Source organism: Ignavibacteriota bacterium (assembly GCA_013285405.1).
Taxonomy (GTDB): domain Bacteria; phylum Bacteroidota; class Ignavibacteria; order Ignavibacteriales; family Ignavibacteriaceae; genus IGN2.
This window is the reverse complement of record CP053446.1, coordinates 141,181-166,664: the sequence shown is the minus strand read 5'-3', so window position 1 is coordinate 166,664 and position 25,484 is coordinate 141,181. Positions and strand designations below refer to the sequence as shown.

Annotated in this window: 21 protein-coding genes; 8 read left to right on the top strand and 13 right to left on the bottom strand. The window is 34.2% G+C overall.

Going from position 1 to position 25,484, the window contains the following annotated elements; translation table 11 throughout:
- Nucleotides 1-39: 39 nt before the first annotated feature.
- Nucleotides 40-360, top strand: a complete 321-nt coding sequence (locus HND39_00770; GenBank protein QKJ94913.1) for a hypothetical protein — start codon at nucleotides 40-42, stop codon at nucleotides 358-360.
- Here the strand turns inward: HND39_00770 and HND39_00765 are convergent.
- A complete protein-coding gene (locus tag HND39_00765) occupies nucleotides 334-693 on the bottom strand; it encodes a DUF1572 family protein (GenBank protein QKJ94912.1) in 360 nt (119 codons plus the stop codon). The two genes, HND39_00770 and HND39_00765, sit on opposite strands and share 27 nt — an antisense overlap.
- A gap of 2 nt (nucleotides 694-695) precedes the next feature.
- On the bottom strand, nucleotides 696-2,174 hold the full coding sequence (locus tag HND39_00760; protein QKJ94911.1) for a hypothetical protein: 1,479 nt from the start codon (nucleotides 2,172-2,174) through the stop codon (nucleotides 696-698).
- 435 nt (nucleotides 2,175-2,609) lie between these two features.
- Here HND39_00760 and HND39_00755 point away from each other — a divergent pair, with 435 nt between their 5' ends.
- On the top strand, nucleotides 2,610-3,710 hold the full coding sequence (locus HND39_00755) for an outer membrane beta-barrel protein (protein ID QKJ94910.1): 1,101 nt from the start codon (nucleotides 2,610-2,612) through the stop codon (nucleotides 3,708-3,710).
- Nucleotides 3,711-3,761: 51 nt separating this feature from the next.
- Nucleotides 3,762-6,494 (top strand): T9SS type A sorting domain-containing protein, encoded by a 2,733-nt coding sequence (locus tag HND39_00750; GenBank protein QKJ94909.1) that lies wholly within the window; start codon nucleotides 3,762-3,764, stop codon nucleotides 6,492-6,494.
- Nucleotides 6,495-6,564: 70 nt separating this feature from the next.
- Here HND39_00750 and pckA read toward each other — a convergent pair whose 3' ends face one another.
- The 3 genes from pckA to coaD form a co-directional block, all read right to left on the bottom strand.
- Nucleotides 6,565-8,238 (bottom strand): phosphoenolpyruvate carboxykinase (ATP), encoded by a 1,674-nt coding sequence (gene pckA / locus HND39_00745; protein QKJ94908.1) that lies wholly within the window; start codon nucleotides 8,236-8,238, stop codon nucleotides 6,565-6,567.
- The gene (locus HND39_00740) at nucleotides 8,235-9,452 is read right to left on the bottom strand and encodes a pyridoxal phosphate-dependent aminotransferase (protein QKJ94907.1); all 1,218 of its coding nucleotides are present in this window, start codon (nucleotides 9,450-9,452) and stop codon (nucleotides 8,235-8,237) included. The genes pckA and HND39_00740 overlap by 4 nt, the downstream gene beginning before the upstream one ends.
- A gap of 541 nt (nucleotides 9,453-9,993) precedes the next feature.
- On the bottom strand, nucleotides 9,994-10,476 hold the full coding sequence (gene coaD, locus HND39_00735; GenBank protein ID QKJ94906.1) for a pantetheine-phosphate adenylyltransferase: 483 nt from the start codon (nucleotides 10,474-10,476) through the stop codon (nucleotides 9,994-9,996).
- A gap of 165 nt (nucleotides 10,477-10,641) precedes the next feature.
- On the opposite strand from coaD, the gene HND39_00730 reads away from it, so the two are divergent.
- Together HND39_00730 and HND39_00725 are read left to right on the top strand one after the other, a co-directional pair.
- Nucleotides 10,642-11,484, top strand: a complete 843-nt coding sequence (locus HND39_00730) for a metalloprotease (protein QKJ94905.1) — start codon at nucleotides 10,642-10,644, stop codon at nucleotides 11,482-11,484.
- 46 nt (nucleotides 11,485-11,530) lie between these two features.
- Complete coding sequence (locus HND39_00725; protein ID QKJ94904.1) at nucleotides 11,531-12,322, top strand: DUF2334 domain-containing protein; 792 nt, start codon at nucleotides 11,531-11,533, stop codon at nucleotides 12,320-12,322.
- Nucleotides 12,323-12,662: 340 nt separating this feature from the next.
- Here the strand turns inward: HND39_00725 and HND39_00720 are convergent, their stop codons facing one another.
- The 8 genes from HND39_00720 to hrcA all read right to left on the bottom strand — a co-directional run bounded on the left by HND39_00720 (nucleotide 12,663) and on the right by hrcA (nucleotide 21,297).
- The gene (locus HND39_00720) at nucleotides 12,663-14,255 is read right to left on the bottom strand and encodes a choice-of-anchor B family protein (GenBank protein ID QKJ94903.1); all 1,593 of its coding nucleotides are present in this window, start codon (nucleotides 14,253-14,255) and stop codon (nucleotides 12,663-12,665) included.
- Between the two features lie 10 nt (nucleotides 14,256-14,265).
- Nucleotides 14,266-16,365 (bottom strand): T9SS type A sorting domain-containing protein, encoded by a 2,100-nt coding sequence (locus HND39_00715; GenBank protein ID QKJ94902.1) that lies wholly within the window; start codon nucleotides 16,363-16,365, stop codon nucleotides 14,266-14,268.
- Complete coding sequence (gene rsmD / locus HND39_00710) at nucleotides 16,335-16,892, bottom strand: 16S rRNA (guanine(966)-N(2))-methyltransferase RsmD (protein QKJ94901.1); 558 nt, start codon at nucleotides 16,890-16,892, stop codon at nucleotides 16,335-16,337. Before rsmD ends, HND39_00715 begins: the two co-directional genes overlap by 31 nt.
- A gap of 11 nt (nucleotides 16,893-16,903) precedes the next feature.
- Nucleotides 16,904-17,818 carry a pilus assembly protein PilM gene (gene pilM / locus HND39_00705; protein ID QKJ94900.1) on the bottom strand — a complete coding sequence of 305 codons (915 nt, stop codon included), beginning with the start codon at nucleotides 17,816-17,818 and terminating at the stop codon, nucleotides 16,904-16,906.
- A gap of 58 nt (nucleotides 17,819-17,876) precedes the next feature.
- Nucleotides 17,877-18,371: a helix-hairpin-helix domain-containing protein gene (locus HND39_00700; GenBank protein ID QKJ94899.1), complete on the bottom strand. Its 495-nt coding sequence runs from the start codon at nucleotides 18,369-18,371 to the stop codon at nucleotides 17,877-17,879.
- Nucleotides 18,372-18,447: 76 nt separating this feature from the next.
- Entirely contained in the window at nucleotides 18,448-19,596 is a 1,149-nt protein-coding gene (gene dnaJ / locus HND39_00695) for a molecular chaperone DnaJ (protein ID QKJ94898.1), read from the bottom strand.
- A gap of 5 nt (nucleotides 19,597-19,601) precedes the next feature.
- A complete protein-coding gene (gene grpE, locus HND39_00690) occupies nucleotides 19,602-20,231 on the bottom strand; it encodes a nucleotide exchange factor GrpE (protein ID QKJ94897.1) in 630 nt (209 codons plus the stop codon).
- 22 nt (nucleotides 20,232-20,253) lie between these two features.
- Complete coding sequence (hrcA, locus tag HND39_00685) at nucleotides 20,254-21,297, bottom strand: heat-inducible transcription repressor HrcA (protein QKJ94896.1); 1,044 nt, start codon at nucleotides 21,295-21,297, stop codon at nucleotides 20,254-20,256.
- A 222-nt stretch (nucleotides 21,298-21,519) separates the two neighbouring features.
- Here hrcA and HND39_00680 point away from each other — a divergent pair, with 222 nt between their 5' ends.
- The 3 genes from HND39_00680 to dacB are packed head-to-tail and all read left to right on the top strand — an operon-like array spanning nucleotide 21,520 to nucleotide 25,417.
- Entirely contained in the window at nucleotides 21,520-22,521 is a 1,002-nt protein-coding gene (locus HND39_00680) for a phosphoribosylformylglycinamidine cyclo-ligase (GenBank protein QKJ94895.1), read from the top strand.
- A 10-nt stretch (nucleotides 22,522-22,531) separates the two neighbouring features.
- Complete coding sequence (locus HND39_00675) at nucleotides 22,532-23,893, top strand: YchF/TatD family DNA exonuclease (protein ID QKJ94894.1); 1,362 nt, start codon at nucleotides 22,532-22,534, stop codon at nucleotides 23,891-23,893.
- A 21-nt stretch (nucleotides 23,894-23,914) separates the two neighbouring features.
- Entirely contained in the window at nucleotides 23,915-25,417 is a 1,503-nt protein-coding gene (gene dacB / locus HND39_00670) for a D-alanyl-D-alanine carboxypeptidase/D-alanyl-D-alanine-endopeptidase (protein QKJ94893.1), read from the top strand.
- Nucleotides 25,418-25,484: the final 67 nt, after the last annotated feature.

The window sequence follows — 25,484 nt, the reverse complement described above, 5'->3', positions numbered from 1 at the left end:
AAGAGTTAGATTTCAGTTGACAAAAATCAGAGGTAAAAGATGAAAAAAGAATTCTTAGAACTATACTCAGATTATTTAATGAGTTCGTTTTCATATACAACAGCTACCGGTCTTTCAGCAATGTCAGAAGGGAAGATTAGTCACGACAAAGTGACCAGGTTTTTGAGTTCAGAAGATTTTACACCATCGGGACTATGGGCTCTAATCAAATCAACAGTAAGAGAAATAGAAAGCCAAGAAAGCATAATAATAATAGACGACACAATAGAAGAAAAACCAAGTACAGATGAAAACGAAATTATCTGCTGGCATTATGATCACAGCCAAGGGATATCAGTAAAGGGAGTAAATATTATTTAGTGAAGACTCAGTTAAAGATTCTAATGTCTGCTTAACAACTTTACTCGTTAATTCAATTTCAGCCACCAGTTCACGAATGGGAACATTCTTTTGGCTGAATTCTGCATCACGGTTTCTAATATAACCTGAATTTCCAAGTATAGCTCCTATGAAATGTTGAAGATTTCCACAAAGATGTAAGCACAAATTCCCGGATGAGTTTTTTACCTGCCCGCCGTCCAGGTGGGTGTCTCCGGAAATTTTCCAGAGGTTCTTTTCATCTCTGAATGAAGAAATTTCTGTTTTTAATTTTTCAAGATCACGAAGGAAAAGATCCGATAATGTATTGATCATTTTTAATCCTGTATTTTTAATATCCATTCTGTTTCTTTCTCATCAAATATAATTTGATTCATTAAAAATTTATAATAACCATTTTCTTTTGGAACCGGTTTCATATCTATGCTGAATCCACTTACATAGTTTGCAATTAAATTATTTGTATAAATATTATAAATCGCAGCTTCACTGTCATTTACTTTGATTAAATATTTTTCGCCATTATAATTTTTATCAGGATAAAATTCATTAAAAAGTTTGCTGTGATAATTTTCTTGTTTATCATTTGCAGTAATCAGGATATTTCCTATAGTTTCTAAAAGATAAAACTCCTCATTTTCTTTAAGGGTTAAAGTTGAATTTTCGATCAGTGTTTTAAAATCTTCATTCTTGCCCTGATGGGATGGATTACCAAAATTTATTCCTATCTCACCATCGTTTGTAAAACTGCTTACGAAATTATTCCACTTTGTTTCTTCCGGAAGGTCAGCAGGATTTATTACAGATCCGGTGACATTTCCTGAGCTGTATTTCAAATAAAGTTTTAAATAACTATCAATTCCTAACTCTTGAATGAGGAATAGGTTATACAAACCGCTCAAAGGATAGCTCATCGAAACGTCGTAAGATTTATACTCATCTGCATTGAGAAGTTGATTCTTGTTCAGAAATTCCGATTGCTCAAGAAATTTTCCAAGATTTAATATAATACCCGGTTCATAACCTCCGCGCCCACCAAAAGCAACTGCGAATCCTTCCTGGAAAAATGGATGAGTATATAAGGGTAAACTCTTAAGTTTAAAATTTAATAAAATATGAAGTACTTCGTGATAATGACAGTTGTAAGTAGTAATCACATAATCATAAGCGAGATTGCCCATTCCTCTTGCTTTATAGCCAGTAAGCTTTTCAATTTCATTTTCATCTTTGCAGAGAATATAAATCAGCTTTTCTTTTTGAATGGTTTTCTTTTCTTCATCAGTGAATTTCAAAACAGAAAAAATATTTTTTACAAAATCTTCAAGCTGGTTAACGGAATACTGGTTGAATAATTCCGGTTCACTTACATAAAAAATGAAATGCTCAGACTCTATTTTCTTCCAACCTTTGCTGAAAAAATAGGGAGGTGAAATTAGAAAACCATTCTTGAAATAATATTTAGTTTTAAAGTTATCTGTTTTAAAATTTAAGATAGAAAATTCTCCGTCAATCTTCTCGATAGAAAGTGTGTACTTTAAGCTCTCTTCTTTGATTTCTTTGATAACCTGCTGAGGAATTTCATACGAGATAAGAAATTTAGTTTTTACCCCATCATAGGTAATGCTCAATCTTTTTGAAATTTCCAGTTCTTCTTGAAGAACAAAAGCTCCCAGAGAGTCGCTATCGGTTATCATAGATTCGATAAATGCAGATGCGCGTTCGATTGTGAGCGATTGGGAATTAGAAGTTATATTAAGATTTAATATCACAAACAGAATAAACGGATAATTTTTCATACGTCGTAAGTAATAAATAATTTATAGCTATATATTATATACAAGATATTCCTTAATTGATCAAAATGAAAAACATTTCAATAAATTGTTTCGCATTTATCAACTAATATCAGGGACATATTTTTACACCTCAATCATTTAAATCTTTGAACTTTTTAAGAATGATTACTGCTATATTTAAACTGATGATTATAGAAAATTCCTCAAATTTATAATCACTTATAAAAACTATTTTCATTAAACTTTATCTTACTGGCAAAATCCTGGTGAATAAAGAAATAAAATATTTTCTGACATCAATTCTCTTAAGCAGTTTCAGTAGTATTTCCTACCCAGGTATTTTAGTAAAACGATTAATTTTCAACCAGACGAAATCCGATTTATACAGCCTACTTTTAAAAATTATTTATCAACAAAATTATTGTGGGGTCAATTATGAAAACAGTCATTTGTTTGCTGTACCCGGTTTTACTTTTTGCACAAATTCCTTATCCTGATACACTTCTATTAACCGATAGTAGAACATATCCCTGTTTAGTTACAAGCATTGATGGTGCAAAGATTAATTTTCGTTATCTGAACAATAAGGATGAATCGATCGTATCAAAGGCAGTCGAAAAGCTTTCAATAGAAGAATTAGGAACTGTTTATACTTCAAACCAGGGTTTCATAAAAGATGTTGACCAGATTAATATATTTGTCAATTCCAGGCTGGAAAAAATAGCAGAGGAACAGTTAGTGCAGCAAGAACTTGCTAAGCTTTCTGCTATTTCAAGTTCCGAGCAAATCGGCACAGATTATAACAATCAGCCAGAAAATTATATTATCTATCAAAAACCTTTTAAGACAAAGAAGTGGTCATTTGGTGTGCTTTTAATTCCATATTACTCAGGGACAATATATTCTGTAATTCAATATTATAGCTATAATCCGCCTGATGTCTTAATCTCCAGCTACGCCAATAACGAAATAAATATTCAAGGTCAGCTAGCGTATGCACTAGTATCAGATGTAATGTTAACACTCGATGTCTCTTATTCCTCCACATACAGTGAATTGAGTTCAGAGTATCATAGACGAAACGAATTTGAAGATTTTGATTCAGGATTAAAAACAACAAATGGTTTATACTTATTTGACTTTAGCTTGGGCTTGAAATATTATTTTCTCGAATTCAACTCTAATAATGTAAATATATATGCGCTTGCTGGATTCGGGCGACAATTTGCTTTTGCAGATGTGAGCGAGGAGAATTTATATCCTGGTCCTGGACCAAGACCGATTATTGAAGATAATATGGCGGATTATCTGGAAGAAATGAATTCACCATGGCATCTGGATTTTGGATTTGGTGCAGAATATTTATTTAATGAATCGCTATCACTAAATTCTAATATTCGATTTATTTATACTAATGCTAGTTCAGAATATGATTACAGATATATAGATAATTATGAAACAATTACTCGCTCAATTGAATATTCAACTTCTGAATTTGTAACGCATATTGGCATTGGAATAAATTTTTATTTTTAATTTGATATTCATAAGGTGAATTAATTAAAGCAATTGGCATAAGGAATTAATATGAAACTAAAAATTTCATTTACTATGGTAATCCTGAACATATTAATGGTATTTGATGGAGAATCCGTTGGACAAGTTGTTGAAAGAAATGGAGTTCTGTACCGAGATTATCAATTCAGAAATGATTCATTATTCCTTGATCATGCACCAATGAGCAAAAATAATTTAATCACCACTGATGAAGGCAGTCTTCCATTCATTAAAAATGATTTCATTGTTAATTCATTTGATGGAGATTATGGAGCAGATCAGAACAGAGTTTGCGGTGCGATGGATGGAAGTGGAAACTATGCGTTTACTTGGATTGATTACAGAAACAGCCAGGAACAGATTTATGTACAGTTTTTCAATAGTGATGATCAAAGAATTGGGATTAATATTTTAGTAAATGAAGATCCTTTGAATGGCAATAACTCTCCGTTTATTTCTGTGAATAAAAATGGAAATTTTGTAATTGTATGGCTTCGAGATTTTCGTGTTGCTATGGCTCAAAGATATAATAAGTATGGACAAAAAGTCGGAAATAATATTTTAGTTACCAACACTTCCGGATGGAATACTTCAGAACCATCAGTAGCTGTAAGTAATGATGGATCCTTTATGGTAATGTGGAGTACTGAATTCTATAGTGGGAATAATCAAATTTATGCTATGCTATTTGATAGTTTAGGAAATTCTGTCGGACAGCAAATTAATGTTAACGACTACCAGCTAAGCTATTCAAGTATTGGTCGAGGCAAGACTATTGACGTTGACCAAACCGGGAAATATTGTCTGACGTGGAGTGCAGCTACGGCTCCCACCTCCTCCAAAATCTATCTTCAAATAATTAATAGCTTTGGACAAAAAATTGGAGGAAATGTCTTAGTCAGCAGTCCTAATGATAGTTCACGTAATTATTTTCCTGATATTGTCTCAACCGATGATGGTCATTTTCTAATTACCTGGGAAAAAGATTTTGACTATCCTCTAAGTGGTGGAGGTGTGGGTGGTAGAATTTTTCATTCAGATGGATACTTCATCACGGATGATTTCAGCATCTATAGACACCCGGGTACTTCATGGAATCCTGTTGATGTCTCATCAGATAAAGACAGCGTTTTTATTGTACTCTGGCTAGGTTACGATGGTAAATATCTCCAAAAAATAAAATCCAACGGGGAATATATTGGTGATACAGTTAAGGTCAGTTATAATTCATCGATTTCAGGTTATGGCTACTATAGCGGACTAACAGACATGTTTGATAATCACTTTTTTATTGCTCCGGAAATTTATGTACGGCATGATCAAAATATTTATTTACAAAAATTTAATTTTGAACTTCAACCCATTGGCGCATTTAATAAAATCCACGATGATATTGGTAGTTCAAGTCAAAAAAAATCGATTGTAAAATTTAACAAATTAGGTGGATCAATTGTTCTCTGGGAGGATCAAAGAAACGGACGTTTTGATTTATACGCTCAGGTCTATGATGCAGAATTTAAACCGATGGGTGGAAATATACAGATAAATGAAACTGATAAAGAGTATTGGCTTTTGCAAAATAAGACTGCTGAAAGTCTGTCAGATGGTACATTTGTCATCGCTTTCAGTGGTAACGAAAATTATTCTACTAGTAGTGCTTTTCTGCAGTTAGTAAGTAATTCAGGCGAAAAAATTGGAAATAATAAGTTAGTGAAACAGAGCAATAATTATTATGAGTACGATGTTTCTCTAAGTGTTGACTCAAACGATGAAATACTTGTGTGCTGGTATAACCAGAATGGTGCATCTATGAGAATATTTGATAAAAATCTTAATAATATCATTCCCGAAAAGACGTTACTTCACTCCTCAAATAACATTAGCTTTAACCCAATTACAGTTTCAGTAGATAGTTTATTTAATACTTTTATTTCATACGTTAATTATGATTATCAAAATTATTCCTCTGACAATAAAATCAGGGGAAAATTTTTCGACAAAAATGGGAATGGTTCTTCGGGATTTATCATCGACTCAGTGAATTCATATATCGCCGAATTCATTTGCAAAAATAAAGGAAACAATTTTGTAATCTTCTACAGGGATGGCACTAAGATTTATTTAAAAAGAATTTACGACAAGGATGATAATTACACATTTGAAAATAGTTTTAGTGATTATAGTTACAGTCCAACCCAGCTTAATATTGTTGAGTTTGATAATCAAAAAGTTTTTGTTACCTACAATTCCAATTTAGATGTAATCGGTTTTTATGCGAATGATAATAGAAGGGAAACGGAATCTTATCTGTTGCATCAGTATGAATTCATTGATCCATATTATGATAATTACAATGGATCTAATAGTTCAGATATTTTGAATGATAAAATTATTTTTTCTTACGAAAATCCAGGTAATGAAGGAACGGGTTATGATATCTGGGCAAATGTTAGAAAAAATGAAAATGTAAATTTTGAATCAGAACTATTTTATCCACCTGCTGATTATGATGTCCTTTATAATAACTTTCCAAATCCATTCAACTCAAAAACCAAAATTGCTTATGAGTTGTTGTCATATCACAATGTTAAGTTAATTATATATGATATATTAGGCAGGGAAGTAAAAATTTTGGTAAGTGAAAATCAGGAGAAAGGATTATATGAAGTTGAATTTGATGCTAGTTCTCTGGCATCAGGCATTTACTTTTACAAACTGGAAGCTTTCAATACCACAGTAAAGAAAATGATTTTGTTGAAATAAAAAACGGGTCAAAGACCCGTTCTTGAAAAAGTTTCTTACTCTTCCCCTTTGGGGGAGTTGGAGGGGGCCTTTATTTCAACCTCACCGGTCCTGCTTTCTTAACTTCTTCAGCAGTCCCGTCTGCAAAGAGCTTAAAGTTTTCTACAAATCTTGCAGCAAGTGCATCGTATTTTTTCCAGTACTCATCTTTGTTTCCCCAACTGTTGGATGGTTCGAGAACATCTTCAGGAACATCGGGACAGGAGAGAGGAACTTCAAATCCGAATAATTTATCTTTTCTATATTTAACATTATCAAGCTTGCCTTCGAGTGCTGCATTTAAAAGATTTCTCGTATGACGGATGCTGATTCGTTTTCCAACTCCGAATCTTCCACCAACCCATCCTGTATTTACCAGCCATACGTTTGATTTATGCTTCAACATTCTTTCTTTCAGCATCTGCGAATATTCATAAGGATGACGAACCATAAAAGGTCCACCGAAACACGCTGAGAAAGTTATCTGTGGCTCAATGCCAAGTCCGATTTCTGTTCCGGCAATCTTAGAAGTGTAACCGCTGATAAAATGATATTGAGCTTGTTCAGGATTCAGTCTTGCAATCGGAGGCATAACACCAGATGCATCACAAGTCAGGAAGATAACATTCTTTGGATGTTTGTGAACGTATCCTTCAGGAACCACATTTGGAATAAAATCTATTGGATACGAACAACGTGTATTCTCAGTTATCATATCATCGTCAAGATCAATGTGTCTGCTGACGGAATCAAATACAACATTTTCCAGTATTGTTCCGAATCGTCTGGTAGTTGCATAAATTTCCGGTTCAGCTTCTGCAGAAAGTCTGATTACTTTTGCATAACATCCGCCTTCAAAATTAAATACTCCGTTTGAACTCCAGCCGTGTTCATCATCTCCAATAAGAAGACGATTTGGATCAGCAGAAAGAGTTGTTTTACCAGTTCCGCTCAATCCAAAGAATAATGCAACATCTCCTTTCCCGTCAGAGCCGGGTCTAGTCGACTTTCCAACATTTGCAGAGCAATGCATCGGTAGAACATCTTCAAATGTTAAAAGGAAATTCAGAACGGTGAAAACAGATTTTTTTATTTCACCACCATAAAGTGAGTTAGCAATGATTGCGGTTCTTTCAGCAAAGTTCAGAAGTATTCCGGTTTGAGTTCTTGAGCCGTCAATTGAAGGATCAAGTTTAAAACCTGGTAATGCGATGACTGTGAAATCAGGAATAAAGTTTTTTAGTTCGTCCTTGTTAGCTATTGTTAGAAACATATTTCTTGCAAACAAACTGTGCCATGCTTTTTCTGTTATGATTCTAACTTTCAATCTATAATCAGGATCAGCACCGGCGTAAACATCCTGCACAAATAATTCTTCACCCTGAAGATATGCTCTTGCTCTTGCCATTACTGATGTGAATTTCTCCTGGCTGAAAGGACGGTTATAAACTCCCCACCAGATTTTATCTTTTGTCGATTGTTCTTCAACAACAAATTTATCTGAAGCAGCGCGGGCTGTATGTGGTTTTGTGTTTACTAATAATGGACCGTGTTTAGTTAGCTTTCCCTCATTTCGGAAAATTGCTTCTTCATATAATGCTTCATCAGGAAGATTCCAGAATACTCTGTCAAGATCTGTAAAACCCTGATTCTTCAATCTGAAATCAGAAGCAAGCTCCATCGCTTGTTTGGTTGCTGGTGTATCGAATTCTAAATATTTACTCATGACCAATCCCTCACTAATTTTCTATCACCGATGTAAAGTTCGTTAGGTGAATTAGGATCGAGTGCCCATTTCATTCTTTCAATTCCATCCTGGATATCTTTTATCGTTCCGCAATAACTCAATCTTAAATATCCTTCTAATCCAAATTCAGCACCTGGAACTGTTAGCACCTGAACTTTATCGATGAGAAAAGCTGAGAGTGCGTTTGAATTTTTATTATATGTACTGAAATCTGCAAAGCAATAAAACGTCCCATCGGGTTTCGTTACTTTTACTCCTTCAAATGAATTGAGAAGACCTATCATAACGTTTCTGTTATTTTCAAGTGTAACTCTGAGTGATTCAACAGAAGATTGAATTCCATTAAGTGCACCAACTGCAGCCTTTTGTAACAGAACAGATGGTCCTGATGTTTGATGTCCCTGAATATTGCTCATAGCTGCAATTACTTTTTTATTACCAACTGCCCAGCCAATTCTGAATCCAGTCATTGCATATTGTTTAGAAACTCCGTTGATGATGATTATCTTAGAATTTTCATCCTGTTTCTTTGCATACTTTAGTGCGTTGATTGGTTTCTTCCCATCAAAAATTAAACGATGATAAATATCATCCATTATTAGCCAGATGTCTTTCTTCTCACAGAACTGAACAATATCAGAAATAAATTCTTCCGAGTACATTGCTCCGGTTGGATTGTTCGGACTATTGATGATAACAGCTTTTGTGTATGAACCAACGCGATCTTCAATATCTTTTATTGCGGGATAAAATGTTCCGTCTTCAGCAGGTGCAGAAACCGGAATTGCACCAATCAATCTTGCCATATCAGGATAGCTTACCCAGTATGGAGCTGGAAAAACTACTTCTTCCTGTGGATTTAGTATTGCCTGGAGTGCAACCATTATTGCTTGCTTTGCACCACTTGAAGCAATGATATGTTGAGGAGTTACTTTTCTGTTATAAAACTCTTCTGTGTATCTGATGATTGCCTGTTTGAGTGCAGGTATTCCATCAGCAGGTGCATAACGAACTTCACCTGTATTTACGTGAGCGACAGTCGCCATAATAGCTTCCATCGGAACTCGGGTTTTTGGCTCTCCTCCACCGAGGTGAATTACCGGATCACCTTTCTCTTTTAAAATTGCGAACTTTTCGTTGAGTGCAAGGGTGGGAGAGGGCTTTATTGATTTAGCGATAAGACTTAAGCTCATAATTTCAGCCCTGTATTTTGATGATTAGTTAAATAATAAAAATTTACCATTGAAAATTATTTGTACTGCAAACCATAAACAAGTTGATAAACAGTGACACACTTAATTTTCAAGTCGATAACAAAATGTTCTATCCGTTTGGAAATGAATATCGATTGATTTTTTTGTTAATGAAAACTCACTGACAAATTTGACATTCAATAAGATTACAAGCTTGAAATTCCGTTATTAATTCCTGATTTAACCTGAAAAAGAGTAGAAATTACCATTAATTCGCTGGTATCATCTAAAATTCAAATTAAATTCGAATTTTGCAACGGCATGTTAGTTGAAAAATTCAAGCAATTAAAATCATCTTAACTAAAGTCTGGTAAATACTATGCAAAGTGATACGGCATTAAATATTATAACAAGTTTTGTATTCAGCGCACTTTTCCTTCTTGTTACAATAGTTTTTCTAAGCTGATAGTAATCTCAGCTATTAAACTGCAAAAGAGGCTGTCTTAATTGGGCAGCCTTTTTTGTTTCCAATATCAAATCACTACTTCATCTGGAATTTTTTCTTTAATGCTTCAACAACAATTGGTGGGACAAAATCACTCACATCACTTTTAAGGCTTGCAAGATTTCTGATAATTGTTGAATTGAGATAAGTAAATTTCTCATGCGGCATCAGGAAAACAGTTGCAATATCATTTGCGAGTTTTCTGTTCATTAATGCCATTTGAAATTCATACTCGAAATCACTTACCGCACGAAGTCCTCTTAATATCCCTGAAGCTCCGACTATCCTTGCATGATCAACAACTAATCCATCAAACGAATCAACTGATACATTCTGAAAATCTTTCAAACTTTCCTGAAGCATATTTACTCTTTCTTCAGTTGTGAACAATGGTGCTTTACCGGGGTTGACTGCTACAGTTACAACAACAGCATCAAAAAGTTCTATTGCTCTTTTAATCAGATCAATGTGACCATAAGTGACCGGATCAAACGTTCCTGGATAAATAACTTTACGCATATTGAATACCGCCAATAATTTTGTAAATGATTATTCAAATATTAATCAATAAGTTAAATTTAACAAAAAACGGTTTTGCTTTTGCTGATATTGATAAGATATTTGCATACAGAATTCATTAGCTGTTGTCTGAATCCAAAAAACATAATAGAAAGGGAATGAAGTATGCGCTGGAAAGGCAGAAGGGAAAGCAGTAATGTCGAAGATCGCCGTGGTGGTTATTCTAAAGGTATGGTCGGTGGAGGAATAGGGAGTGTAGTAGTTATTCTTTTAATATATTTCCTCGGTGGAGATCCTTCACAGATAATGAACACTTCACAGCTTGATGATCACACTACAACTTCTTCTTACCAGGGAACTGCCGAAGAAAATGAATTAGCTCAATTCGTTTCTGTTGTTCTTGCTGAAACCGAAGACGTCTGGACACAATTATTCCTCGAAGATGGATTGACGTACAAATATCCAAAGCTTGTACTTTATACCGGAAGCGTTCAATCTGCGTGTGGGTTTTCAAGCGCAGCTACAGGACCTTTTTATTGTCCGGGCGATTATAAATTATATATCGATTTGAGTTTTTATGATGAACTAAAAACCAAATTTAAAGCTCCTGGAGATTTTGCGATGGCGTATGTTGTTGCTCATGAAGTTGGTCATCATGTTCAAACTTTGCTGGGGATAAATGAGAAAGTGAATTCTTTGCGGTCGAGACTGAGCGAAAAAGAATTCAATAAATATTTGGTTCGTCTCGAACTGCAAGCTGATTACCTTGCTGGTGTCTGGGCTCATTATGCAAACAGAGCAAATTTACTTGAAGAGGGGGATATTGATGAAGCGTTAAACGCTGCAAGTGCAGTTGGCGATGATCGTATTCAGAAAAGTATGCAAGGTTATGTTGTACCTGAAAGTTTTACTCATGGTACTTCCGAGCAAAGAAAGAGATGGTTTTACAAAGGATTCAATGCGGGCAACCTGGAAGATGGCGACACATTTAGTGCTGAAAATCTGTAATTAAATTAAATTTTCAATTCAACTATAATTTGATATTTACCTGTAAATGAAACTTTTTCTGAAAATATTTCCACTGATTTTTCTTATGATGGTCAGTTCTTCTGTTTGTCAATCAGAAACAAGCAGCAAAACAGATATCAGGCAATTTGTAATACTAAAAGCAGATGATCTTGTGCACGATAAAGTAAATGTTATCTCGAAAAACTGGTACAAATTTCTTGATTATGTAGTCTCTGAAAAAATAAAATCAAGTGTTGGTCTGGTCGTAAATTCTTTGGAAACGGATGATGAAAGATATCCCGGACTTTTGAAGTATCTGAATAGAACAGGTTATGTAGAGCTATGGATTCATGGTTATGATCATCGGCTCGGAGTCAAACATCCGAATGGAGATTTATATGATGAATTCCGCAATTCATCGCTTGAATTTCAGAAAGAACAAATTAAAAAAGCACTTGATCTTTCGAAGCAAAAACTTGATTTCACTATGCAAACTTTTGGAGCTCCGGGAAATGCTATTGATGAAAACACTTCCATAGCTCTTGATGCATTTGATGAGATAAAAGTCTGGTTTTTCGGTCGGGATGACTCAGATAAACTTGTTCTGCATAGAAGTGAAGAGATGGAATTTCCAGTTGGAAATCCGGACTTTAATTCATTTCTAAAAAATCATTCAGTCAGCAGCAACTATATTGTATTTCAAATTCATCCAAATATGTGGGATGAAAACCAATTCAATGAATTCAAAAAAATAATCGACTTTCTTAAGGAAGAAAAATGTACTTTTATTTTACCTCGGGAATTCTACAGTTCAAACCTCAGTAAACAAATAGAATAGTAAGCTTAATTCTCACTCGCTGCAATTCCGGTAGCAAAACTGCCAACATCTATAATTTTTACAATCTCATTTGCAGATACATCATAAACACAAACTAATGATGCTCTGATTTTACCAGGTATTTGATAATGAGGTTCAAATTATGATGCAGGTCAATATTACAATGAGATTCGGCTTCCAAACAATATGATACAAATATCTCAACAATTTCTTTTGGTGGAAATCCATTATTCGTCTCATCAACCAGATGAATTATAATTTCTTCATCACAAGCACAGAAATCACAAGTACCTTTTAAGGTAATTAATATAAGCCGAAATATTTCTTAATCTATTATTTTTTATTTCAATAAAGTCATTTTGATCGTTTGATTAAATCCATTTGCTGTCAGTTTAGCAACATAAATTCCTGACGGCAGATTTTTTGCGTCAAACGAAATGTTGTATTCGCCTTCAACAAGTACTTCATTTACAAGTTCACTGACTTTTTCTCCAATCAGATTATATATAGAAAGAGTAGTATAACCTGCATTAGGAATATTAAATTTTATATTTGTCGTAGGATTAAATGGATTAGGATAATTTTGACTTAATGAAAAAGTTTTTACGTCAGTTACCTCCACTTCAACAACATCCGAGTAATGAAAACTTCCATCATAATCAATTTGCTTTATTCTGTATTCATACTTCCCATTTACTAAATTCCTGTCAGTGAATGAGTAATTTTGTAATTCAGTTGTTGATCCGGCACCCCTAACAAACCCGATGGAATAAAAATCACTATCAATCTTTTTTTGAATTTCAAATCCCTGATTATTAGTCTCAGTTGCAGTTGACCATTTTAATATAACTGAATTTTCAAAAGCAGTTGCGGTGAAAGATGATAATTCAACGGGAACCATTCCGTCAAAATGTAAGACATACAATCCTGTACTAATATCTGAAATAATTGTATTACCAGATGGCAGGAAAGGATATACTCCCCAGGCTCCATCATAATTACCACTGTTATTTTGTGGATAGGTATCGTATTGCCCGGCTATTTGCGGGCTTAATGGATTCGAGATATCTAAAACCAAATATCCTGAAGTGTAATAAGATATATGCGCATAATTTCCGATTATGTAAAGATTATGAATAACTGAACTATTATTCAAACCCCACGAAGAAATTTTTAAGTCCCAGGTATTTCGATCCTGAAGATCCCAAACTGTCATATCTCTGACATTAAATTCTTCAGTTGCGAAAAAATATCTTTTATCCTCTGTCATCCATCCGCTATGAGCATAAATTCCTGGTAATGACTGACTTGCACTAATGAATTGTGGATTAGATTTATCTGTTACATCTATCAGGTGATATTCTTGTGAGCTTCCACAACTAGCAACAACCGTATCATTCCAGATGTAAATATCATGAATGTAACCGCTTCCGGTATAGTATGCTGTTTGAACCGGGATGACCGGATTTAATAAATCAAGTATGCGCAAACCACCCACTCCATCTCCTCCGACAGTGTAACAATAACCATCATCAATTAAAAGATCATGGCAATCATTGAAATATGTATTTAAAGTATTTACAAGTGTTGCTGTAGTTGGTAATTGAGAAAGGTCAATTATCTGTAATCCATTACCGGTAGCATCGGTTGCAACGTAGGCATAATGACTCCAAACTTTTAATTCTCTCCACGCAGATTGTGGTGCAGGAATAAAAGCGCACTCAACCGGATTCGTCGGATCAGCAAGACTGATAATAGATGTTCCATTACCGGTTCCAAGAAGAGCATATTCATTTCCCAGAGGATCAACATAACCCCAGATATTACTATAACCGAATGAACTATATTCATTCAGGTTACTAAGAAATGTAACGTTAGTCTGAGATAAAATTGCTGTTGAAAGTAATGCAAGAAGAAGAACAACTTTTTTCATGATACTCCTTTTATTTGGTTAAAATCATTTTTATTGTATGATGATTATTATTTGAGACTAATTTCGCGATATAAACTCCTGAAGCTAATCCGCTTCCATCAAATTCAGATTCATATTCACCAGCCGTTTTTATTTCATTTACAAGTTGAGCAATTTTTTCGCCAAGCAAATTATAAACTGAAAGATTTACAAAACCATTGTCAGGAATTGAGTATTTTATTCTGGTTGATGGATTAAATGGATTAGGAAAAGTTGCAATTGAATAATTGTCAACTGGCGTTAATTCCCATTCAGCAACACTTGTTATCATAGAATTAAGGTAAAAATATAATCCGCCTTTTACATTTCCAAGGAATAAATCTGAGTCAGTATCATTATCAATATCAAAGAAACAGGGGAACGTATTTCCACCAAAGTTATCATGGATGAATTGATTTGTTATCAGACTCCAAATGGGCGAAATATTATTTCCATCATTTCTGAAATAAAACATTTCCCCATTTCTGCTGCCAGAAAATAAATCTAATACATCATCTTCATTATAATCAATAAAAAATGGCGTACTGTTATCACCAATATCTAACGTGCCGAAGTAAGCAGGGTTAGAAGTGAATTCGTATGACGCGGGATTGCCGGTGTTTTCATAAAAACTTAATTTACCATTGAAACCTCCTATCGCCAGATCGAGATCAGAATCACCATCAACATCCATCAAAAATGGTGACGAACTTGAACCAACATCAATGCTGTCATTGTTATTATTTCTTAACAAAATACTATTTTGAAAATTTGCAGATACAGGTGTTCCATTGTTGAGATAAAAGTCAATTGTTCCGTTTAGTTTTCCTGCCAGCAAATCATAATCACCATCATTATCCAGATCACCGAATGCCGGAGTTACAACGAGATCACTCATTATATTAAAGTACTGAGAGTCAGAATAATAAAATGATGGGTTGGAAACAGTTCCTGTATTTTCAAGAAAGTGAATTGAACCATTCGGGTTATTGAAAGAACCTATGAATAAATCAAGATCACCATCATTATCTATATCTACAAAAACCGGCGAACTGTTATTACCGACATCAAGCGTTTTTAGAAAATCATTTGTTCTTAATATGTGATTTGCTGATTGAGCATTACCGGTATTTTCATAAAACATTAATGATTGAGGAACAGTTGGATCATAAAGTACAGAAACAAACAAGTCGTAATCACCATCGCTATCAATATCTGTAAAACGCGGCATATTGAATCCGCTTGTATTTACGCTGTCAGAGTTAATTGGATAAACATCTGAAATTTTTTGCATATCAGGAGAGATGGAATTTCCCTGATTCTCAATAAAATAAAGACTGTTGCTAAAAAAATCTCCCCAGAAAAGATCCAGATCGTCATCATCATTGATATCAATAAAGTCCAATGAACTTGCACCGTGAAGTGAGTTCTCTGCCAGAGTACCAACAATATATAAGTTTTGCCACTCGTTGGTAATAAATTTAAAATTGAAATTTGTTTGCGTTCCAATGTTCTCATAGAATTTAACTGTCCCTGCTGAATTTCCACTGAAGAAATCTAAATCATCATCATTATCAATATCTGCGAATAAAGCATTGCTTCCGAATTCACTATAGATAGGTTGTCCGGTATCATCCCAGACAGTGTCTTGAACCAGAATAAAAGAAGGTGAGTTTATGCTCCCATTATTCTGGTAATATGATATCTGATCGTTATTACCGGTAAAGTAATCAAAGTCATTGTCATTATCTATGTCAACAAAGTAAAACCAATTTGAAAAAAATAAATTATTTGGTTTGTTAATCAGGTATTTATATTCAGGATTGAATTTGTTACCAATATTTTCAAATAAACCGAAAGTTTTATCGCTGTCAAGGAAAAAAATATCCAGGTCTTCATCATTATCAATATCTACAAATTGATACTCCAGATTGTTATGTCCGCCGCTGAAATTATTTTTAATCAATCCGGATCCATCGCTTACAGGAATAAGATTTAGTTCCCGATGAAACGGTTGTGAACAGATGTCAGCTGCAGCGAAAAATAAAAGGGATGTAAGAGTTAATGCAAGGATTTTATTTCGTAGAGGCACGCATCACCTATGATTTTAAAAGGATCAATTCTAAAATTCTCAATATCTTTTTGTTTTGTCTGAATTGATCTTTCTATGATCATAAAACATTCGCTGTGAAGGTATCCATTATTCAATATATTTTCAACGACATTATAAATATCATCTTTGAAAAAAGGAGGATCTGCTAAAATTAAATTGTAGTTGTTTTTAATTTTCATTGATGAAAACTGAATTGCAGTCATTTTGAAAATTCTGCATTGATCTTTGACTTTCAGAAGATTAATATTTTCTTCGATCGTTTTGTAAATCACTGAATTCTTTTCCACAAAATGAATTTCCTCTGCACCTCTGCTTAGGCATTCAAAACCAAGCGCTCCTGAACCCGAATACAAATCCAGAACTCGTATCCCTTCGAATGAGATTCGGTTATTCAGGATATTAAAAATAGTTTCCCGAACTCGTTCAGTTGTCGGTCTGACTAAATCTGATTTGGGAACATTGATAAATCTTCCCTTAAGTTCACCGGCTGTAATTCTTAATCTCACTAAGTTTTCAATCAATTGTAACGGGATGCTACACCAACTGCAGGTGTAAAGGAACTGTAGTAATCCAATGGAATTTCAAAACTATGAGCATCATCTTTAAATTTAATAATATTGAATGGGTCAAAGTTTTCAAATTTTATATTTAGTTCCTGTTCTAATTGTGCGATTGCATCAATGCCGATATCTTCACCGCAAATAGCTCCGCTCAATTGTGACTGGTTGAAGATTTTTTCGAATCGTTCCTGTCGTAATTCGTTAACAATTGTGCTGATTAAGTTCTTGTCACTCTTATTAAAAACTTTTATGTATGCGGGCTTTGATGAAATATTGATGAACAAAGTAATGGAGTTTTTAGAATTGTAAAGATTAATGCCGATAAAATTATTTGTTTCATTTCTGGAGGAGTTTATGAAACTATTCGCACTGATTGATGCATTATCAACTAATTTTGGCTGAAGATTATTTATTGAACAGAATTTTTTTAGCAGCATTAAATATTTTTTCGGTAACGCAACGACGAGTGCGTTGTTTCTGCCTTGCAGGAATTTGCTTTCAAGGTCATAAAATTTTAGCGCAAGTTCTTCAACAGGTACAAATGGAAAAAGTTGAGATATTTCCCAACTGAATTCATCACGTATTTCTTTTTGATTAAGGTTGGAGTCATAGGGAAGCTGAATTGTAAGAAATAATTCCGGAGGAAGTGTAAACGATGCAAAAGAGCAGTTGAATCCATTTCTTATTTTAATTTCTTCAAAAGCATTTTGAATCTGGGGGAAAATAATTTCTTCAGCCGGGTCATCGAAATTAATAGCAGGACTTAAAAAAGTCTGACCAACATTATTGACAGAGAAATGATTCGACTCAATTTCCAGTTCAATAATTTGTAACCTTGAAGCAGTTATATTAATCCCGCCAAATTTTTGCAATGCGTTCACGGCTTTTTATTTATGCTGTAAAAGTAATTGTTAATCATTCGCATTATAGTTAAAGATATACATACTTCTTAATCTTACTGAACTTTACTTCACCAATTCCCTTAACATCCATCAACTCTTCCAATCGTTTGAATTTACCTCTTTGATTTCTAAGCTCAAGTATTTTCTCAGCAGTCTTTTCTCCAACTCCCGGTAATTTAGTCAGATCATTTAAACCAGCAGTATTGAGATTTATGCTTTTCTCAGTAAGTGAAGCGATATCTTTTTTTGCATATTCAACAGTATCTGATAATTCCAGAACTCTCTTTTTAATTTCAATGTTGTTGATCAGAGTTGTGTCTTCAATATCAAATTCAGGATTCAAATTGGAATAGTAGTAGAAGAGACTATCTTCTTTTGAGTAATCAATGTATTTATTATCGTTGCTGCTTTTTTTAAAAAATTCAACGTAAACAATACCAGACAGAAGCAAACCCGAAAGAAAAAGAATTACCAGAATTTCTGTTTGAGTAAAACCTATTTTTTTAGAAATTTTTTCAAACATTAATAAAAGAAAAAATAATATTTAGAAAACCAACAACTTAATTAAGTCCAACTTTTCTGGTTCCGTATTTTATCAATTACAATCCGAACTTGCTGAAGAAGTTTTTTTTCTCATCTTCTGAAGAAGATTTTACATTTGGCATTTCAGAAAGCTGTTTCAGTAATTCTTTCTCTTTTGAATTAAGTTTTTGTGGAATTGCCACATTAATTCTGACAATCTGATCACCGCTGCCCGAATAATTAAGATGTCTGATTCCTTTCCCTCTCATCTTCAACAATTTTCCGGGCTGTGTGCCTTGTTCAATCTTCAGCATTGATTTTCCTGTGAGAGTCGGTACCTCAATTTCTGCTCCGAGCGCAGCTTGTGGAAAGGAAACAAATAAATTATAAACAATGTCATCTTTTTCACGAATAAAATGTTCGTGGGGTAATTCCTGAAATACTACAATAATATCTCCGGGCTGACCTCCGCGTTTACCTGCATTACCTTCTCCACGCATTGTCATATAATTTCCATCTTCAACTCCGGAGGGAACATCTATCTTCAATGTTGTTTCCTCATTCACTCTTCCATCGCCTGAACAGGTTTTACATGGTGAATCTACTACTTGTCCTTCACCACCGCAATTATTACAAGTTGTAATGTTTACAAACTGTCCGAATACTGATCTCGACACACTTTTTATTTCACCGGTTCCGTTGCAAACCGGACAAGTTTTTAGAGATGTTCCGGCTTGGGCTCCTGTTCCATTACAATCATTACATCTCACCTGTTTTTTTATCTTGATTTTTTTTGTTATTCCGGTTGCAATTTCTTCAAGTGTCAATTTTAAATTAACACGCAGATCTGAACCCTGTGTACCAGTGCCTCGTCTTCTTGTTCTGCCTCTTTGATTTCCTCCGAAAAATTCATCGAAGATTGATGAACCACCGAATATATCTGAGAAGTGTGAAAAAATATCATTAACAGATGAAAACCCTTCAGCGCCAAATCCACTTCCTCTGACACCTTCATGACCAAATCGGTCGTAATTATTTTTCTTATCATCGTGACTTAATATTTCATACGCTTCAGCAGCCTCTTTAAATTTATCTTCAGCCGATTTATCACCCGGGTTGCGATCCGGATGATACTGCATTGCAAGTTTGCGGTAAGCTTTTTTTATTTCATCCTTCGAGGCATTTCTGCTTACTCCGAGGACATCGTAATAATCTCTTTTAGCCATTAAAATTAGTTCTCATTCTCTAAAGATGAATCAGCAGAATTTTCATCTGTTGCCGGGCTGTCAGAAGATTCTTCACTCACTATTACTTTTGCGTGTCGTATTACTTTATCGCGGTACAAATAGCCTGATTCTATTTCTTCAAGCACAGTGTGTGCAGGAACGGAATCATCTTTCCTCTGCAATAAAGCATCATGATAATCAACATTGAAGGGCTCTCCCTTAGATTTGATTTTTTTTACGCCTTGTTCATGAAGTAATTTCAATAGCTTTTCATATACTAATTTAATTCCATCTTTAACTGATTTATTGTTGTCAATATCATCAATGTGTTCCATTGATCTTTCAAAGTCATCAACAATAGGAAGAATTTTTACGATGAAAGATTCAGCCGCATAATTAATTAAGTTGAACTGATCATTTTCAGTTCGTCTTTTATAATTTTCAAACTCAGCAGCTTTCCTTAAATATTTGTCATTCCATTCTTTTACCTGAGTTTCGAGCTCTGCAATTTTTGCTTCTGCGCTTTGAAGCTGCTTCTGTTCATCTTTAGCATCATTGGTTGAATTTTCTGATTTGTTGTCAACTTGTTCAATATTTTGTTCTTCCTGGTGGTTGTCTTTTTTATTTTTAATCATAATTCATCTATTCCTGTTTTTATTAACGTGATTTTAAATGTTCGGATAATACTTTTGCGAGATAATCCACAATTGCAACAATCCTGGAATATTCCATACGCTTCGGTCCGATTATTCCAAGCGTCCCGCTGTTTTCACCAAATTTATATTCCTTACTTACGAAACTATATTCCTGCAGTTTTTTTTCTAAATGTTCACTGCCGATTGAAATGTAAACTTCCTCTTTTTTAGATTCGGATGATTTATCCATTATATGAACAATTACATCTTTGTCTTCAATGAGTTCTATTATGCTCTGGAAATTTTCAGGGCTTTCAAATTCGGGCTGCTGGATAATATTTTTTGCACCGGTTACAATTAAACGTTCTGATCTGACTTCATCTTTAAAAAGTTTATCAACTGAATCAACAAAAAGCCGGATTATCGGTTTCTGGTCGTCAGTAACATCAGTGAATCGCTCTTCAAAAGTATTTCTTATTTCAGCAAGATTTAGCCCGGCTAATTTTTCATTGAGAAGAATCTGAACAGAATCTATCTGTGATTCTTTCATCTCAGTATCAAGTTCCATCGTAATAGTTTTTACGAGCCCGGATTTAATACTGATCACAACCAGAATTCTTGTTGAAGTAAGAGAAATTATTTGAATCTTCTCGAGAATACCCGATTCAAGGTTTGGATATGATACACAAGCTATTTGTCTGGTTATAGAACTGAGTAATTTTGATGTAACTTTAACTAATTCATCAGTTTCATCAACAATCTGATTCAAACTGTTTTCTATCAGGCTTTTTTCTTTTGTGTTAACCTTTTCTACATCCATCAATGAATCTACATAATAACGATAACCTTTATCCGTTGGAATTCTTCCAGCCGATGTGTGCGGATGATTAATATAACCTGAATCTTCAAGATCAGCCATTACATTTCTCACAGTTGCCGGTGAGAAACCGATATCATACTTTTTTGTAATATTACGAGAACCAACCGGTGTTGCAGTAAGTATAAACTGCTGAACGATTGATCTTAGTATAGATTTCTCTCTCTGATTTAATTCTTCTGTTTCCATTTTTAGTTTTTCTTGCACGAAATCAAGGCGCAAATATATCAAAATTAAGCATTATTTGGCAGGCATTGGATGATCATGTACTCATAAAGTCTCAATTTAAATTTCTCTTTATTAATTTATTACTCAGCTTTACTGACCTGGTTTTTTGAATAATTTGGCATATCTGCTTAATTTTCAAAAAGAAATTTTTATTATGTTTATTTTGAGTGAAGGGAACTGGTTTTGGCTAAGAAATATGAAGAAGCTGGTGTAAGTATAAAAACTGGTAATGATACAGTTGATAAGATAAAAGAATACGCAAAAACAACTTTTAGCAGATCTGTTCTAACGGACATTGGTCTGTTTGGTGCATTTTTCCAACCTGATTTTTCAAAATATAAAGAGCCTGTCCTGGTTTCCAGCGTTGATGGAGTTGGAACGAAGCTGAAAATAGCCATTGAGTTAAACAAACATGATACTATTGGTCAGGATTTGGTGAATCATTGTGTTAATGATATTGCAGTTTGTGGAGCCGAACCACTTTTCTTTCTGGATTATTTAGCTTTTGGAAAATTGGATTCAAATATTGGAGCGGAAATAGTAAAAGGATTTTCGATCGCCTGCAAAGAAAATAATTGTTCTCTTATCGGTGGTGAAACTGCTGAAATGCCCGGAGTTTATAAAACAAGTGATTATGATATTTCAGGAACTATTGTTGGCGTCGTAGAAAAATCAGAAATAATTAAAGGTGATAAAATTTCTTCAGGTGATGTACTGATTGGAGTTCCTTCAACCGGACTTCATACAAATGGATATTCTCTCGCAAGAAAAGTATTACTCGAAAAATACAAACTCACTGAAAAAATTCCATCACTAAAGAAGACTTTGGGTGAAGAACTTCTCACTATTCATCGTTCATATTTAAAGCTTATCAACGCAATCAAAAGTAAAATTGATGTTAAAGGTCTTTCTCACATTACCGGCGGGGGATTGATAGGTAATACAAAGAGAATTCTTCCGCAGGGATTAAAACTAAACGTTGATTGGAACAATTGGGAAACACCTCAAATATTCAAACTGATACAATCTTCCGGCGAAATTTCTGATGAAGAAATGCACGAAGTATTCAATATGGGAATCGGACTTGTAATAATTATTCATAAGAAAAAAGTTGGTGCTGCGCTAAAACTTGCTAATGAAATCAACGAGCAGTTTATAGTGATTGGCGAAGTAGATAAAATCTGATTTAGCTTTTATGTTTATAGATTCTCACGCACATCTTTTCTATCCAAACTATGATGGAGAACTCGATGAAGTAATTGACCGGGCAAAAAAAACCGGTGTCAAATATATTCTCGTACCAGCAACCGATCTTAAAACTGCAGAACAGGTAATTGATCTGACTGAAAAATATGAAATGATTTACGGTGCTGTTGGTGTTCATCCTCATGATACAAAAGACTGGAATCCTTCTTTAATTTCTCCGATTGAAAAGTTAGCAAAGAATAAAAAAATTGTTGCCATTGGCGAAATCGGTCTTGATTACTATTATGATTTCTCTCCGAAAGAAAAACAAATAGAAGCTTTCAAATCTCAGATAGATCTGGCTTTGAAACTTGATTTGCCCATCATCGTTCATAATCGTGATTCGGATGAAGATATGATGGAAATAATCAGAAGTTATTGCGGTTCAGGTTTGCGAGGTCAATTTCATTGTTTTAATGGATCGCTTGAAGATGCAATGGAATTAGTGGGAATGAATTTTATGATTTCCTTTACGGGGAATATTACTTTTAAAAATGCTGATGGTTTAAGAAATATTTTAAAACATATTCCATTAGAAAATTTACTGCTTGAAACTGATTCACCTTTTATGACTCCGGTTCCGAATCGCGGAAAAAGAAATGAACCGGCAAATATAAAATTCATTGCTGAAATAGTAGCCGAACTTCATAATTTGAGAATCGCAGATGTTGCAAACATTACATCATTCAATGCATTCAGAATCTATGGAATTGGTGCTAAACCTGAGACATCTTTTACTTACAAACTTGATAATTCATTGTATATTAACGTTACGAATCGCTGCAATGCTAATTGTGTCTTTTGTAAGAGAAATGAAAATCCAGTAATCAGCGGTTACAATCTTGGTATGGAAAGAAGCGAAGAACCGTCCGCTGAAGTTTATATAAAGGAGATTGATGATCCCCAAAAGTATAAAGAGATTGTTTTCTGCGGTTATGGTGAACCAACTATTAGATGGGATATTTTAAAATCTATTGCCAGTTATGTTAAATCAAATGGCGGAAGAACACGACTGAATACTAATGGTCATGGAAATGTAATAAACAAAAGGGATATTACATCCGAGATGAAAGATCTTATTGATGTTGTTTCAATCAGCCTGAATTCTTTTGATCCGGAACAATATTCAAAATTAGTTGGACTCGGGAAAAATTATTTTAATGAAATGATCGACTTCGCAAAAAAATCAAAAAATTTTGTTGAAAAAGTTGTTCTGACAATCGTTTCTGTTGATGAGGTTGATATTGAACGTGCCAGAAAAATTGCAGTAGATGAAGTTGGTGCAGATTTCAGAGTAAGAGAATATTTTTAATTGGAAAATGGCTGATGGAATATGAAAAATGTGGAAGGTTATAATTTTAGCTTTAAAAAATATCTGAAGAGCAGTTTTATAAAAGTTATTTTATTTTCCATATTCTTTCTTTTCAACAATAATATTTTCTCTCAATCCGAAACCCGCAATCAGAAATCCGCAAGCAGTAACCTCTCATTAGAGATTGAAACAATAGTCAATGATCCTTTCTTTGATAAAACAATTATTGCAATTGATATTTTTGATTTAACAGACAGCACGTCACTCTATCAAAAAAATAATCAACTGCTGCTTCGTCCCGCATCAAATATGAAATTGCTCACTTCAGCATCTGCGCTTTTAAACCTTGGCGAACATTATACTTTCAAAACTGATTTGTATCATACGGGAGTAATAGAGGATACAATAATGTATGGAGATTTATTTATTGTTGGCGGCTTTGATCCGATGTTGATGACTACAGATATAGATTCAATGATTTCGATTATTAAATCACTTGGAATCAAAAAAATATCTGGTGGTGTCTATGCCGATATATCAAAGAAAGATTCAATTTACTGGGGCAGAGGTTGGATGTGGGATGATAATCCTGATCCGGGCGCTCCTTATCTGAGTTCATTAAATGTAAACGGAAATGCAATCGAAGTTTTTGCAAATACTGCAGAGATAGATTCACCTTTAATCATTAAAATAAATCCGGAAACAAAATTTGTTAAAGTTGCTAACAACTCCATTACGGTTGACTCCGATGAATCCGAAGAAATTTTAATCACTCGCGATTGGCTGAATAATAAAAATATTATCCTGATCAGCGGAAGTGCAGGTAAGGATCAATCGCATGAATATTCTTCTAAAATTAATTTAATGTATCCGGAAAGATATTTTCTTGAATTGTGCAAGGAGAAACTTGCACAAAGTGGAATTACCTTTTACAAACCCGTTGATGTAAAAAATCTTGAACAGAATTCTGTTTACCTGACAAGTATTTATCATTCAATTGATACAGTACTTTCTTTTGTAAATAAAGATAGTGATAACCTCAGTGCTGAAATGCTGATTTATGCTATGGCATATAAAGATTCCGGTGCGCCGGCGGTTGCTGATGACGGACTTGCTGCTGTAAAAAGATTAATTGATTCAATTGGTTTTAATTCAAATGATTATTCAATTGCCGATGGTTCAGGCGTATCTCATTATAATCTTCTCAATGCTGAGCTTATTCTTGCTACATTGAAATATATGTACTACGATCATAAAAGTTTGTTCAATCTCTTTTACAATTCACTTGCCGTTGCCGGTGTTGATGGTACATTGAAGAACAGAATGAAAAACACATCCGCACTAAATAATGTGCATGCAAAAACCGGAACACTTAACGGAGTCAGCAATCTTTCAGGATATGTTACTGCAAAGAACGGACATTTGCTTGCATTTTCAATTCTGATTCAGAATTATGTTGATCAATCTTCCAGAGCAAGAAACTTTCAGAATAAAATTTGTGAACTGCTGGTTGAGTTTGAGTGACAATGAGACGGCTGTCATTTCCGCAAGTCCGGCAATTACCGGACCTGTTGAGAATCTGAGAGTAGAT

Excerpts from the sequence above, each read along its gene's own strand:
- HND39_00750 (QKJ94909.1), top strand. The coding sequence starts at position 3,762 with ATGAAACTAAAAATTTCATTTACTATGGTAATCCTGAACATATTAATG.
- grpE (QKJ94897.1), bottom strand. The coding sequence starts at position 20,231 with ATGATTAAAAATAAAAAAGACAACCACCAGGAAGAACAAAATATTGAA.
- HND39_00765 (QKJ94912.1), bottom strand. The coding sequence starts at position 693 with ATGATCAATACATTATCGGATCTTTTCCTTCGTGATCTTGAAAAATTA.
- HND39_00760 (QKJ94911.1), bottom strand. The coding sequence starts at position 2,174 with ATGAAAAATTATCCGTTTATTCTGTTTGTGATATTAAATCTTAATATA.
- HND39_00675 (QKJ94894.1), top strand. The coding sequence starts at position 22,532 with ATGTTTATAGATTCTCACGCACATCTTTTCTATCCAAACTATGATGGA.
- HND39_00700 (QKJ94899.1), bottom strand. The coding sequence starts at position 18,371 with ATGTTTGAAAAAATTTCTAAAAAAATAGGTTTTACTCAAACAGAAATT.
- HND39_00725 (QKJ94904.1), top strand. The coding sequence starts at position 11,531 with ATGAAACTTTTTCTGAAAATATTTCCACTGATTTTTCTTATGATGGTC.
- hrcA (QKJ94896.1), bottom strand. The coding sequence starts at position 21,297 with ATGGAAACAGAAGAATTAAATCAGAGAGAGAAATCTATACTAAGATCA.
- HND39_00770 (QKJ94913.1), top strand. The coding sequence starts at position 40 with ATGAAAAAAGAATTCTTAGAACTATACTCAGATTATTTAATGAGTTCG.
- dnaJ (QKJ94898.1), bottom strand. The coding sequence starts at position 19,596 with ATGGCTAAAAGAGATTATTACGATGTCCTCGGAGTAAGCAGAAATGCC.
- HND39_00730 (QKJ94905.1), top strand. The coding sequence starts at position 10,642 with ATGCGCTGGAAAGGCAGAAGGGAAAGCAGTAATGTCGAAGATCGCCGT.
- pckA (QKJ94908.1), bottom strand. The coding sequence starts at position 8,238 with ATGAGTAAATATTTAGAATTCGATACACCAGCAACCAAACAAGCGATG.
- HND39_00755 (QKJ94910.1), top strand. The coding sequence starts at position 2,610 with ATGAAAACAGTCATTTGTTTGCTGTACCCGGTTTTACTTTTTGCACAA.
- HND39_00720 (QKJ94903.1), bottom strand. The coding sequence starts at position 14,255 with ATGAAAAAAGTTGTTCTTCTTCTTGCATTACTTTCAACAGCAATTTTA.
- dacB (QKJ94893.1), top strand. The coding sequence starts at position 23,915 with ATGAAAAATGTGGAAGGTTATAATTTTAGCTTTAAAAAATATCTGAAG.
- coaD (QKJ94906.1), bottom strand. The coding sequence starts at position 10,476 with ATGCGTAAAGTTATTTATCCAGGAACGTTTGATCCGGTCACTTATGGT.
- HND39_00740 (QKJ94907.1), bottom strand. The coding sequence starts at position 9,452 with ATGAGCTTAAGTCTTATCGCTAAATCAATAAAGCCCTCTCCCACCCTT.